Origin of the sequence: Microcoleus sp. S13_C3 (assembly GCF_036700905.1) — a bacterium.
Lineage (GTDB): Bacteria > Cyanobacteriota > Cyanobacteriia > Cyanobacteriales > Microcoleaceae > Microcoleus.
Genome location: NZ_JAUBPT010000049.1, coordinates 1 through 13828, shown reverse-complemented (window position 1 = coordinate 13828; position 13828 = coordinate 1). Strand labels below are relative to the sequence as shown.

11 protein-coding genes are annotated in these 13828 nt (G+C 48.4%); 7 read left to right on the top strand and 4 right to left on the bottom strand.

What is annotated here, in order from left to right; genetic code table 11:
* Positions 1-64: 64 nt before the first annotated feature.
* Entirely contained in the window at positions 65-712 is a 648-nt protein-coding gene (locus QUA16_RS15355) for a DUF2301 domain-containing membrane protein (RefSeq protein WP_333106451.1), read from the bottom strand.
* Between the two features lie 80 nt (positions 713-792).
* Between QUA16_RS15355 and QUA16_RS15350 the strand changes: the two genes are divergently transcribed.
* Positions 793-1470, top strand: a complete 678-nt coding sequence (locus QUA16_RS15350; RefSeq protein WP_333106449.1) for a calcium-binding protein — start codon at positions 793-795, stop codon at positions 1468-1470.
* A 189-nt stretch (positions 1471-1659) separates the two neighbouring features.
* Here the strand turns inward: QUA16_RS15350 and QUA16_RS15345 are convergent, their stop codons facing one another.
* Both QUA16_RS15345 and QUA16_RS15340 read right to left on the bottom strand, forming a co-directional pair.
* Positions 1660-2415, bottom strand: coding sequence for a DUF561 domain-containing protein (locus tag QUA16_RS15345; protein WP_333106448.1), 756 nt, complete (start codon positions 2413-2415; stop codon positions 1660-1662).
* Between the two features lie 233 nt (positions 2416-2648).
* On the bottom strand, positions 2649-3509 hold the full coding sequence (locus tag QUA16_RS15340) for a creatininase family protein (protein WP_333106447.1): 861 nt from the start codon (positions 3507-3509) through the stop codon (positions 2649-2651).
* A gap of 32 nt (positions 3510-3541) precedes the next feature.
* On the opposite strand from QUA16_RS15340, the gene QUA16_RS15335 reads away from it, so the two are divergent.
* The 3 genes from QUA16_RS15335 to QUA16_RS15325 all read left to right on the top strand — a co-directional run bounded on the left by QUA16_RS15335 (position 3542) and on the right by QUA16_RS15325 (position 11091).
* Entirely contained in the window at positions 3542-4696 is a 1155-nt protein-coding gene (locus tag QUA16_RS15335; RefSeq protein ID WP_333106445.1) for an AAA family ATPase, read from the top strand.
* The gene (locus QUA16_RS15330) at positions 4663-5292 is read left to right on the top strand and encodes a DUF4276 family protein (protein WP_333106443.1); all 630 of its coding nucleotides are present in this window, start codon (positions 4663-4665) and stop codon (positions 5290-5292) included. The genes QUA16_RS15335 and QUA16_RS15330 overlap by 34 nt, the downstream gene beginning before the upstream one ends.
* Before the next feature lie 444 nt (positions 5293-5736).
* Positions 5737-11091: a PAS domain S-box protein gene (locus QUA16_RS15325; protein ID WP_333106441.1), complete on the top strand. Its 5355-nt coding sequence runs from the start codon at positions 5737-5739 to the stop codon at positions 11089-11091.
* Between the two features lie 383 nt (positions 11092-11474).
* Here QUA16_RS15325 and QUA16_RS15320 read toward each other — a convergent pair whose 3' ends face one another.
* On the bottom strand, positions 11475-11786 hold the full coding sequence (locus QUA16_RS15320) for a WGxxGxxG family protein (RefSeq protein WP_333106439.1): 312 nt from the start codon (positions 11784-11786) through the stop codon (positions 11475-11477).
* A 216-nt stretch (positions 11787-12002) separates the two neighbouring features.
* Here QUA16_RS15320 and QUA16_RS15315 point away from each other — a divergent pair, with 216 nt between their 5' ends.
* From QUA16_RS15315 to QUA16_RS15305, 3 genes are read left to right on the top strand one after another with little or no spacing between them, the layout of a single operon-like run.
* Positions 12003-12233 (top strand): hypothetical protein, encoded by a 231-nt coding sequence (locus QUA16_RS15315; RefSeq protein WP_333181206.1) that lies wholly within the window; start codon positions 12003-12005, stop codon positions 12231-12233.
* Positions 12224-12868: a hypothetical protein gene (locus tag QUA16_RS15310; protein ID WP_333106435.1), complete on the top strand. Its 645-nt coding sequence runs from the start codon at positions 12224-12226 to the stop codon at positions 12866-12868. Before QUA16_RS15315 ends, QUA16_RS15310 begins: the two co-directional genes overlap by 10 nt.
* Before the next feature lie 20 nt (positions 12869-12888).
* Complete coding sequence (locus tag QUA16_RS15305; protein WP_333106432.1) at positions 12889-13635, top strand: pentapeptide repeat-containing protein; 747 nt, start codon at positions 12889-12891, stop codon at positions 13633-13635.
* The last annotated feature ends 193 nt before the right edge of the window (positions 13636-13828 follow it).

Sequence of the window (13828 nt, the reverse complement as noted above, 5' to 3'; positions counted from 1 at the left end):
ATACTGGGAAATTGATAGAATGTCCCAATGCCCAATGCCCCATTCCCAATGCCCCATTCCCAAATTATTGGTGTTTCAGATACTCAAAAACGCTTTTATCCCCGATATCCTGCGGCATCGGTTGAAAAAATTTGCGTACAGCAAAGATGATAAACAAAGCCGCCCAAATAGCCAGCAAAAATTGTTCATTTTCGGCTGACAAAAAACCGAAAATATGTCCTAAAATTAAGAGAGGAACTCCGGGAGTCAAAAACTTAGTTTCGAGGCGATTAAAGCAGAATGCTTCCTTAAAATAAATGCCATTTAAGGCGGCAAAAGTAAAGCCAATTCCCCACAAAGTCGCGGGATGTTCGTACACTGCTAAAGCTAGAGGTTGGCTGCTTTGTAGGGCGACAAACAATGCTGCCGCGCCGCCGATCGCCCAAAACGCCTGTAGTGTGCGGTGCAGCGCAATCATGTAAATGTGAATAGTTGCCAAGCTGACGCCTAAAGCTATCCAGAAACAAGCAAAAACAGGCGTTACAGCTTGGATTGCCATCGGGTTGTCGCCCTGTTGCAGCACCAGAGTAGTGCCGATCGCAAAACACAGCGCCGCCACCCCCAATCCGGCGCGGTAAATCACCACTCCCGTGCGATCGTTTTGAGTAATTGTAAATTCGCCGAATTGTCCTTGATAGACTGGCGATTCATCAGGTGATTTCAGTAGTTGCATTACAGATTCCTCCTATCATACACGAATGTACTTCTGCCAAGATATACTTTATTGATAAACCGAGCCAGCGAGACCGAGCGATGCCTAAATTTAACAAGCCTAAACTTAACCAGTCTAAAGTTAACAAGTCTAAAGTTAACAAGCCTAAAGTGGACGATCGCCCCGAGCAAAGCCAATCCCTTCCTTTACCATCCGAACTTCCTCCAGTTCAGCTTGATGAAACCATTGTAGCAGGCAGAAGACCGAAACCGGTCAACGACTTTCAGAGCCTGCTGGAGGAATTATCCGAATTGAGAGCGGGGTTCGATCCAGAAATCTTAGCGCATATCGATAAAAATATGCCATTTAATAATACGCAATTTGAAACTAAAATCAGCAAGATTTTGGGGTCAAAAAATATTGATTTCAGCCTAAAAAATTCCATCAAATATCTAGATTACATCAAGCAAAATATTCAACTACCCTGCCACGTTACCGGCATAGAAGAGTTTGAATGGGAAGAAGAATATACAATGGGTGGGGGCAGCAAAAAAGAATATGCACGGCTCAAAAAAACTCAACCTTCTTATACTGATAGATTCACAATTAATCGGTTGGAGGATTTGGTGCTTCAGGAAGAAGGCATATTTGTGGAAGTGCAGCGCGTCAGCGATCGCCAAAAGTTTATGTTGCCTTTATCTGAGTTAGAATCAGTTGATGTAACCTCCCGCAACAATCAGTTATTAGATGATTATGCCGTGTGGTTTATCAATTATTAAGGAAGAGTGGAAAAGTGGGGGAGGGGAAGAGGGGAAGAGTGGGAGAAGGGGAGAGTGGGGATGGAAAAAATCTTCCTTCTTCCTTCTTCCTGACATCGGTTACAGAATCCGTTGCCGAACATCCTTCTTCCTTCTCCCTGACATCCGTTACATCCGTCGAGCGAATCCGTTGCCGAACTTCCTTCTTAATTAAATGGAAGCCGACAAGTGCGATCGCGAAACCAAAGCCAAAGCTTCAACCAAACTGCAAACAGCCGCAATCATCGCCACTTCGCTATTAAGTTTGCTGACAGCAGAACCGACACCAATACCCGCAGCACCGGCTCCAATAGCGAGGGGTGCGGTGACGCTGGAGATACCGGAAGCGCAGAGTACGGGGACGGATACGGCGCGGGAAATTTCAAAGGCGGAGGCCAAAGTAGGCGCTGCTTTTTCAATTAATCCCAAAGTGCCGGCGTGAATTGGTTGAGCGCTGGTGCCACCTTCGGTTTGAATGATGTTAGCGCCCGCTTTGACTAATTCAATTGCTAACTGCACTTGTTTGTCGAGGGCCAAAATGTGGGGAACTGTCACAGAAAGAGTGATGTTTGGAAATAGCGATCGAGTTTCGCGAGTCAACTGCAAAACTTCCTCAGCTTCAAAGCGACGGCCTACTGCGTAGAAAGCATCAAAGTTACCAATTTCAATCAAATCAGCACCAGCTTCTACCGCAGGCACAAACTTTTCCGGTTCCACAGCCGATACACAAATTGGCAAATTTGTCAACTGTTTTGCCATCAATACCAAATCGCGATCGGCAGCAATATCGACAAAGGAAGCGCCGCCGATATCCGCTGCTTTGACAACAGCCGCAACGTTGGCAGCATCAAAATTATTTAAACCGCTGATAATTTTCAGGGCGCGACCTTGCTCAAAAGCGCGCTGCAATTTAGAATTTACACTCATCGTTAGTTTTCCAACTCAAAAAATTTCTTAGACTCATTTTGACACAAATTAGAACAATTTTTGATTTTTAATTCTTAATAGCGGTAAGGTGCAACCTCAGCACCCTACATAAGTCGATTATGCCTCCAGGACTGTATTTTTTATTTTTATAGCAACCCCCCAGACAGTTAGAACGTTCTTAATTCCTGCAACTATTGTTGTGACTGCATTTCCACATCGATATTCTTCCCTCTTCATTCTTCCATCGGACTGACATCCGTGACATCCGTGACATCCGTTACACAATCCGTTGCCGAACTTCCCGGCTGGCGAAATTTGTAAACATCTTTGATAACTTGCGCCCAGCCGTCAGAGAGAGATTCGAGAATACGAGCTCCCTTTTCTTTCGTCGCCGCCGTCGCATCGCCCAACACACCGCTTTGTGTCAACTCTCGCGTCAGCCAAGCAAAAGGCAAATTCCCTTCCATACTCAGCAAACTGTCTGTTGGTAAACCCTGCGGGTACTCGCAAACAGCCAGTTCCATTTTCACCTGTTCCGGCAAAATTGACAACATCAAACTCGTTTCTGCATCACCCGCGTGAATTCCAAACTCCAACTCCTTCGCAGTTAATAATTCAGCAGCCACATTCGGAACCCGCCACACAAACAGCGGAAAAACAGAGAAATCTTGATATTTTTGATGAATATCCCGCGCCGTAATTTCCATAACCTGTGGCTGTCCGCCGTGGGCATTCATTAACACTAATTTCCGAAATCCTGCCCGGTAAATACTGTCAGCAATTTCACTGATTACTGCTAAAAGTGTCTGAGCACTGAGCATAATTGTACCGGGAAAATGGCAGTGTTCGTTCGACTTGCCATAGTACAAAGGCGGCAAAGCATACGCGGGAATATTTGCGTCTAACTTGGCCAGCGCTTTGCCTATCACCGCCGCGCTAATTGCCGCATCCACAATTAAAGGCAAATGGGGGCCGTGCTGTTCGATCGCACCTAGGGGCAGAATTATCACAGTATTTTCCTTATCCAGCATAGACTGAATTTCTGTCCAAGTCAGATATGGAAAAAAGCGCGATTCTGGAATAAAATTGTGCATATTACGATTCTACAAGCTCAAGAGCAAAAGTTATGAACACATTTGAGCGCCTAAAGATCGAGGGGTTTCGCCGTTTGTTTTCGGCAGAGGTGGAAATGCGACCTCTGACAGTGATGATTGGTGCTAACGGTGTTGGGAAAAGCTCTTTTTTAGAAATATTCTCACTTTTAGCAGCATCAGCCAACGGTCAGTTACAGTCCAAAATTTCAGAGTTGGGCGGTCTAACTCAGATGGTAACATTAGACCGGGCTGATAGCGTGTCAATCTCCTTATCAATGCCTATAGAAAATCAGGAACCGCTTAACTATTCTCTGAAACTTGCAACCAAAGGTCAATTCTATGAAATTGGTTCAGAAACTCTAATCCAACAGCGCGATCCCAATGCTTCTCAACCTTTTAAGTATATTGAATCTCGCGGTTCAGATGTCAGATACTTCAGTCCAGAGGATGAAAAGCTACTACGTCCCAACTGGCAGTACAATCCTTTTGAAAGCTCACTCGCTCAGGTTCCTAAGATGTATCGGGAACCTGAAACATTGAGGCAGCACTTAGCTTCATGTAGCTTTTATAAGGCTTGGGAGTTGAATCTTTCCCCTCAAAGTCCTATACGTTTACCTCAATCTATGCGGCCTGCAACTTTGCCCGGTACCAAGGGAGAAGATTTAGTTTCATGCCTCTATTACCTGCGAGAAACAGATCCCAATCGATTTGAAATTATCCAAGATACGCTTGCTGCGGCCTTTCCTAATTTTGAACGATTAAGCTTTCCGCCAGTAGCAGCCGGAACTTTAGCAATGACTTGGAAGGAGCGAAATTTTTCTGATCCTTTTTATATGCACCAACTATCCGAGGGAACGCTGCGATTTCTCTGGTTAATCACCTTACTGCAAAGTCGAGATTTGACCGCTGTCACGCTGATTGATGAGCCGGAAGTTAGTTTACATCCAGAGTTGTTACAACAACTAGCTCATGCTATGAGAGAAGCTTCTCAAAGAACTCAACTAATTGTAGCAACTCATTCAGATAGACTGATCGGATTTTTAGAGCCTAAAGAGGTGCTTGTCTGCAATACTGAAGATGGATTAACAACTCTAACTTGGGCTGACTCTATAGACTTAGAACACTGGTTAGAAGATTATAGCTTGGATCAGCTTTGGGCAATGAATATCATTGGAGGCAGACCGTGAAGATTGCCATCATAGTAGAAGGAAAAACAGAAACAGCTTTTATGCCTATATTGCGAAAATTTTTGGAATCGCGTTTGCAGCAAATGCCAAAACTCGATACTAAACCTCAACACGGTCGCATTCCTAAAGAAGACAAGCTAAAGCGTGTAGTTGAAAATTTTTTAGGAAAAGATGGTTATGATGCTGTAATTGCATTAACAGATGTTTATACAGGAACTAAAGATTTTAAAGATGCAGGAGACGCTAAGGCTCAAATGAAAAAATGGGTGGGGGAAAATCCTAAATTTTATCCCCATGCAGCTTCCCATGACTTTGAAGCTTGGCTGTTACCTTTTTGGTCAAAAATTCAGCAAATATCAGGAGGCAATAGAGCCGTTCCTAGCGGTTCTCCTGAACTGGTCAATCACAATAATCCACCTTGTTATCGGATTAAAGCAATATTTGAACAGGGAAAACGTCGCAGTTATGATAAAGCACGGGATGCCAAAAGAATATTAGAGGGACAAAATCTCATGGAGGCTGCCGCAGTCTGTCCAGAATTAAAGGCTTTTCTGAATACTATTTTATCTCTTTGTGGGGGCGAATTGATTCCTTAACCCCGCCCAAAAACGGATACGAACCCGCGATTCCTGTGGTGGAAAAAGCGAGATTTTAGACCAAGCTCTGGCGCGGGTTTCACACATTGCTCGCTATATGTATATACTGTGCTGTGCGGTCACGCAAGCACTCCTAAACAACGCTTTTTACCTTCATTGAGATGCTCCCATCATCGGAGTACATCTCTGTTTTGCTTTGACAGGAGTCGAGCATCTTGGTCGATAAAAATATATAAAGCGATCGGGATGCTCGCACTCCTAAAAAACGCTTTTTACAAAATTGGACTGCTCCCAATTAACTAGCCTGAAAATTAAAAAGTAATTTCCAAGATAGATCGCATCTTCTGTCTGTCGGTAGATAATATAATATAGCAGATACTTTAACAGCGCGCTGATAATATACGCTCGCCAGCTCAGACCGCAAGACGTAGAGACGACTAATTGATGGAAGCTTGGCAAACCTCAGAAACTAATTTAACCGACATTCCGATCGCCGAGGAACTGTCGCGCCGCACCCCTCGATCGCACGATTGCAAAGCAGAAAACCGGGCGCTGCAAATGCTGGCCCGACAATTGGCAACCTCACCCCACACGCTGCTCAAAACACTGGTTGCCATCGCTCAAGATTTGTGCGGTGCAGGAAGCGTCGGAGTCTGCTTGCTAGAAGAAAATGCAACTTCCGAACAAATCTTTCGCTGGGAAGCCTTGGCGGGCGCGTGGGAAGCAGCAGAACACAGAAACACACCCCGCACATTGCGTTTGTCGGGAGCAGGTTTCGATCGCCAAACTCCCCAGCTTTACTTCGCTCCAGAACAATACTTTACCGACTTGCAGCAGCTAGAATTGCCGATCGCCGAAGCGTTAGTCGTGCCACTGCCAGCAGAAAATCAATTGCTGGGGGCAATATGGATTGTATCTCACGAGGACGATCGCCAATTCGATGCCGAAGACTTGCGGATCGCGATCGCCCTAGCAGACTTTGCCGTTGCCGCCGTACAAATCGATCGCGCCAATCGAACCAAAGAAGCTTTGCAAGAAAGCCAAGAACGCTGGCAGCTAGCCTGTGCCGGCAACAACGACGGCATTTGGGATCGCAACCTGCAAACTAATTGCCAGATTCTGAGCGATCGCGGTTTAGAGATTTTGGAACGTGGGCCGGAAGAAGTCAAGGAGTTCAGCCAATTTTTGAGCTACATTCATCCCGATGATGTGGAGATAATGCAAAGCAATTGGCAGCAGCACTTGCGTCGAGAAACCTCACATTACTGCTGCGAGTACCGCGTTCGCTGTCCCGACGGCCGCTACAAATGGGTTTTAGCCAGAGGGCGAGCAATTTGGGACGAGTCAGGCAATCCCTTGCGGGCTGTGGGTTCCGTGACAGATATCACGGATCGCAAACAAACTGAAATTGCCTTGAAACAAAGCGAAGAACGTTTGAGCGTCGCCATCGAAGGTTCAGGCATGGCAACCTGGGATTTTGACGTGCGAACACATCGAGTAATTTGGTCGGCGACCCATTTCAGCATTTTGGGCTGCGAACAGACACCGGGTGGCGAAGCAAGCGCGGATGTGTGGGAAAAGTGCGTGCATCCAGACGATTTAAAGCAAGTCATGCAAGCAGCCAAAACAGCTCGGCAAACGAGATCGCTCTACTCCCCCGAATACCGGATCATCCGGGCCGACACAGGAGAAATCCGCTGGTTGAGAGCGTTCGGGCGCTATCTCTACGACGCAGCAGGCGAAGCAGTGCGGTTTATCGGAGTATTATTTGATGCTACCGATCGCAAAAAGGCCGAACTCGCCCTACAAGAAAGCGAACAAACCGTGCGCCGTCAACTTGTAGAGATAGAGTCGCTCTACCAAACAACTCCCGTGGGTTTAGCCGTTTTAGACAGAGATTTGCGGTTCCTGCGGATCAACCAGCGGTTTGCCCAAATGAACGGCTTGTCCGTGGAAATGCACATCGGCCGCACCCTGCGCGAAATTGTCCCCGACTGGGCAGATACAGCCGAACCTTTGTTGGGCAACCTTCTAGACACCGGAGAACCGATCCGGAATTTTGAACTCACCGGTGCAACCAGGGCTCAACCCACAGTTGTTCGCACTTGGCTCCAGAATTGGTGGCCGCTCAGAGACAAAGGCCCAGAGATTGTCGGGATTCATATCGTGGTACAGGAAATTACCGCTCGCAAAATGGCCGAACTCGCCTTGCAAGAAAGCTACAACCGTTTCCAATTAGCTACAAGGGCGATCGACGGCATGGTGTTTGAGTGGGATTTGGCAGCAAACTCAGTTTACCGTTCCGAGGGACTGTGCTCGATCGTCGGTGTCTGCCCAGAGGATGCACCCGCAACAGCAGAGTGGTGGAGAGAACGCATCCATCCCGTCGATTTGGCACGCATCCAAGCCGGGGGGCAATCAATCTTGACTATTCCCGATCGCTATGAAATCGAGTACCGAGTTCAGCACGAAGACGGGCGCTGGATCGAGGTTTCGGAGCGCGGGTGTTTGATCCGCAACCAGCAAGGTGAAGCGACCAAAATAGTCGGCTTCACCAGCGACATTACCCAGCGCAAACAAGCAGAAGCAGCACTGCGCGATCGTGAAACCCACCTGCAGTTGATTCTCGACAGCGCCAAAGACTACGCCATCTTCACCCTCGACACCGACGGACAGGTTACCAGTTGGAACGCAGGGGCCGAGAGATTGCTGGGCTATACCGAAGCTGAAATCGTCGGCCAGCATGGAGGAATTATCTTCACCCCAGAAGACTCTGCTTCCCGAATGCCGGAAGCAGAAATGCACAGTGCCCTGACTCAGGGAAGAGGAGAAAACGAGCGCTGGCACGTCCGCAAAGACGGCAGTCGCTTTTGGGGCAGCGGGCTGGTGAGGCCCCTGCGCGACGCAGCCGGCGAGGTGCAAGGTTTCCTGAAAATTATGCAGGACAAAACCGAGCGCCGGCAAATAGAAGAAGCACTGCGGCACAGCGAAAATCTCTACCGCACCCTCGCCGATGGCGTCCCGGAATTAATGTGGATCAACACCGCCGACGGCAGGTTAGAGTTTTGCAACCAACACTGGAAAAACTACACGGGCATGATGCCAGAATTGCCGCTGCCTGCGCCGGTGCTGCAATTATTTCATCCTGACGATCTGCCAGCAGTTGTCGGCACGCGCACGAAGGCGATTGAAGCAGGGGAAGCCTACGAATTCGAGTGTCGGGTACGCAGGTTTGATGGTAATTATCGCTGGCATCTAGCGCGACTTGTGCCCGTCAAAGACAGGAAGGGAAAGGTGGTGCAATGGGCTGGTATCGGCATTGATATTGACGATCGCAAACGAGCCGAAGAAAGTTTAGCAGAAAGCGACCGCCGCTTCCGCTTCTTGGCTGAGTCGCTACCCCACCTGATTTGGAACGTAAGTTCCGCCGGGGAAATTCGCTTTACCAATCAACAAAAATGGTCGGAATATCTGGGGATGTCTTACGAGGAAGCCGCTCAAAACAATTGGGAATCCCTAGTCCCGCCATCGGATTTGGCAGAATCTTGGACCCGCTGGCAAGAATGTCAAATCACCGGAGAAGTTTATCAAATTGAGCTGCGCCTCCGACGGGCAGTAGACCAGATGGAACGCTGGCATTTGTCCCGCGCCGTGCCAATTCGCGACGCAGGAGGCCAGGTTGTCGAGTGGATCGGCACGAATACTGATATTCACGATCGCAAACAAGCCCAACTCAACGAGCAGTTTCTCTCTGATCTCGAAGCCCGCTTGCGGCAGCGCTTCAACCCCGCAGAAATGTTGTGGGAAGCGATGAACAGTCTGGGAGAATATTTAAAGGTCGATCGCTGCATATGGCATGAAATCGATGTAGAAGCCGATCGGGCAATTGTCCGGCAAGACTGGCACCAGTCCGACCTCGCCAGCACCGTCGGCACCTATCAAATCTCAGACTTTAAGACGCCAGAACTGAAAGCTCTCTCTATGGCAGGTCAAACCCTTGTCATCTCAGATATCGCTAATCACCCGCATACAGCGCATTTATTCGATAACTACGGTGCCGTGTCAATTCGCGCTTTGGTCGATGTTCCCTGCCTTCAGGAAGGGCGCTGGGTGGCTCTTTTGCTGGTGACATCAAGGGTGGTTCGGCACTGGCGGCCTGATGAAGTTTGGCTGATGCAAGAAGTGGTGGCTCGCCTCTGGACGGTGATCCTGCACGCGCGAGCCCTGCATGAGCTGCACGAAAGCGAGGCTCGGTTCCGCGCTCTAGCTGACAACATCGCTCAGTTGGCCTGGATGACAGATGCTGCAGGGGGGATTTTCTGGTATAATCAGCGCTGGTTTGACTACACCGGCACCACCCTAGAAGAAATGCGAGGCTGGGGCTGGCAAAAGGTACACCACCCACAACACCTCGATCGGGTTGTCGAAAAATTTAGGCGCTGCATTGAAACAGAGGAACTCTGGGAAGATACTTTCCCGTTGCGCGGCAAAGACGGATCGTACCGCTGGTTTCTCTCCCGCGCCGTGCCGATTCGCGACGATCGAGGCCAGGTGCTGCGCTGGTGTGGCACCAACACCGATATTACCGATCGAAAACTTGCAGAAGCAGAACGGGAACGCCTTCTAGCACGGGAAAAGGCAGCGCGGGAAGAGGCAGAACAGGCTAGCCGCGTCAAAGACGAATTTTTGGCTGTTTTGTCCCACGAATTGCGGACTCCCTTAAACCCGATTATGGGCTGGGCGAAGCTGCTTCAATCGAACATTTTGACACCCCAAAAGCAGCGTTATGCCTTAGAGACGATCGAGCGCAACGCCAAACTGCAAACCCAGCTTATCGAAGATTTGCTCGACGTGTCGGGGATTCTGCAAGGCAAGGTCAGCTTGAATATTGCACCTGTGGATTTAGCCGGGGTCATCGGCGCCGCCATTGAAACTGTGCGTCTGGCGGCCCAAGTCAAATCGATTCAAATCAGCACTCAATTTGCACCGAATCTCGGCCCGGTGTTGGGGGATGCGGGGAGACTTCAGCAGGTAGTCTGGAATTTGCTGTCAAATGCCGTCAAGTTCACCCCGCCGTCCGGCAAAATTGAAGTCGTTCTCGATCGGGTGGACACCTTGGCCCAAATTACTGTAACTGATACGGGAAAAGGTATCGAACCTGATTTTCTGCCCTATGTATTCGACTACTTCCGGCAAGCTGACAGCACTTCTACCCGCAAGTTTGGCGGATTGGGTTTAGGATTGGCGATCGTCCGCCATCTCGTCGAACTCCACGGCGGTACAGTGAAATCTGACAGTCCCGGCGAAGGACAAGGTGCAACCTTGACTGTCAGGATACCTCTGATGCCCGTGCAATCTCCGACAAGTCCTGTGGGAACTGCGTCGCCGGGCCAATCCTTCAATTTGAGCGGTATCAAGGTGTTAGCGGTGGATGATGAGGCCGATGCGCTAGATTTAGTGGTTTTTCTGCTTGAGGAGTGTGGGGCAAGCGTTACAGCAGTTGCTAACGCGGCCGATGCCTTGGCGGTTTTAACCCAGTCTGTGCCGGATTTGCTGTTGAGCGATATTGGAATGCCCGATACCAACGGTTATATGTTGATGCGACAGGTTCGGGCTCTGGCGCCTGACAAAGGCGGACTGGTTCCGGCGATCGCCCTCACGGCTTATGCTGGAGAAATTGACTATCAGCAGGCCCTGGCTGCGGGGTTCCAGCGACACATTTGTAAGCCTTTAGACCCCGACAAGTTGGTGCAGGCGATTGGGGAGGTACTCGATCGATCGGGCCCAAACATTATTTAAGCTCTTTTTGTGTCTGAAAAGTCTTTATTTAATGAACCGCGAAGGCGCTAAGAACTTGAAGGAAAAAAGGAAGAAGAAAGGAAGAATTTAATAATCTCAAGTTCGGTTATATCTGAGATATTGCACCATTGTCAGGAACAGGCAAGATGCCTGTTCCACAAAAAGTGAATTTTCTTGTGGAACAGGCATCTTGCCTGTTCATAAAAAACTTATTGACAATAGTGCCATATCTCAGATTTAACCAATTTTATGGTCGTTCGATCGCGCATCATCTCCAATAAAAAAACCTCACAGGTGGAGGTTTTTTGATTATTATTGGCTATCGTCGGACAGGGTAAAACATCCTGTCCCTGCAGGATGCCCACAGCACTAAGACTCGATTCTTAGCGGTAGTCAGTGCGGACTGCTGGGTCGCGATCGGCTGTTGTAGTGGTATAGCGGACATTTTCTTCACGTTTTTTGGGTATTAAACCTAACAAGCCAGATAAGCCGAGTAAGCCCAACCATCCCCAATCAAAATCGCGATCGTTTTCAGCATTGTAGACATCGGAGCGAGGAGTGGTGGTGGTTGTAGTGCTGTTAGTACCGCCAGTTGTATCTGTCTGAGCTGAAGCAGGCAGATGAGCTGGTGCTAGGGCTAAACCAGCAGCTATAATACCTGCACCGATTGCTTTGGATAAATCAGAACGTTTCATAATTCAAATGCTCTCTGTTGGCTAAAATCTTTAACTATCACAACTATATCGATTGGCTTTTAAAGTTAAATCCACCTCTAGCAGTAAACATTGTTAGGTTCTACGTATAACTAGAGATTGATATCTTTTTTTACCAACCAGACGAAATTAAACATTGCTCGCTGTGACCGGAACGGCACTCTGGGGTGTCTCATATAGTTTCCGGCCCCATCGGTATTGTTCAAACAGTCAACAGTCAACACTCAACAGTCAACAGTCAACAGTCAACAGTCAACAGTCAACACTCAACAGTCAACAGTCAACAGTCAACACTCAACAGTCAACAGTCAACACTCAACACTCAACAGTCATACAGACAAGGTGTTGTTTACAAAAAAAGGTAAACTCAGATATTGCACAGATAAGTGTTGGAACTCGATCGACGGAGATAAAAACTTTTGGGTATAGAGCTACGCAGCTACGTATTTCTAGACAACTTGCAGCCACAGCACGCAGCATACATCGGCACCATCGCCGCCGGATTCTTGCCGCTGCCGGGGGATGCGTCGCTGTGGATAGAAATCTCCCCCGGTATCGAAATTAACCGAATTACCGATGTCGCCCTCAAATCTGCCTCCGTGCGCCCAGGAGTGCAGATAGTCGAACGCTTGTACGGCCTTCTGGAAGTACACTCGGGCCAGCAGGGGGAAACGCGGGCCGCAGGCAAAGCAATTCTAGAATTCATGGGAGTCCGCAGAGAAGAAGGTATCAAACCGCGAGTGATTTCCAGTCAAATTATTCGCAACATTGACCCCCACCAAACACAATTAATCAACCGCACCCGCCGCGGACAGTTGCTGCTGGCGGGACAAACGCTTTACGTCTTAGAAGTAGAACCGGCAGCCTATGCAGCGCTGGCGGCCAATGAAGCAGAAAAAGGCGCATCTATTAACATCTTAGAGGTTCAGGCTGTAGGCAGTTTCGGACGGCTTTACCTCGGCGGCGCAGAACGAGATATTATAGCAGGTTCCCAGGCAGCAATTGCGGCGGTGGAAAACGTGACGGGTCGAGAAAATCCAACAATTGTTGGTCGCAAGGAATAGCCGTTAAAGGAGATGCAATTATGGCAAATACACAGCATTTAGCGCTGTTAAAAAAAGGTGCAGTTACTTGGATTCAATGGAGAAGTCTCAACCCAAATATAGAACCGGATCTCAGCGAAGCTAACCTCGCCGAAGCAAATCTCAGAGGTGCACATCTTGGGCGATCGAACCTTTTTAAAACAGATTTGTTTAAGGCTAAATTAATTGCGGCAAACCTCGCCGAATCTAATTTTAGTTTAGCAAATCTTGCCGGAGCGCAACTGCTCGAAGCTAATTTAATTAAAGCTAATTTAACTGGAACTAACCTCGGAGCGGCAGACATCAGGGGAGCTGATTTGAGCGGTGCTAATTTAATTGGGGCTGACCTCACCGCTGCTAATCTCCAACAAACCGATTTCGCCGATGCGAATTTAATCGGTGCGGTGATGTTTCGAGTTAATGCGATGGGCGCGAACCTCAACTGTGCTAATCTCAGTCAAGCCAATCTGACTCAAGCCGAATTGATTGAAGCACATTGCTATGCAGCTAATTTCTCTAAAGCTAACCTCGGAGAATCTCACTTCACTGGAGCATATCTTTTCCGGGCAAATCTCTGTTTTGCACAGTTGAGCGCTGCCGATTTCCGGTGGGCCTACCTTGGCAAAGCTGATTTGAGAGGGGCTAATTTGACCGGGGCAAATCTCCGGGGAGCGAACTTGGCGGGAGCGAATTTGGGCGAAGCGATTTTGAAAGGAACAATCATGCCTGACGGCAGCATTGTTGGATAAATATGGGATAATATTTATTCTTGTGAAATAACCGCGATAGTTAAAAGAAAGCCAGTGGCGCGTTTACCGCAACGATTGCCAAAACATGAGCTTCTGGGGCGGGTTGAGGTTTTCTCTAAGGATCGCGAATTAAATAACTTACAATTTTAATTGTTATTGTGGGATGGGCGTCCCGCCCGTCCTTTTTGGACGG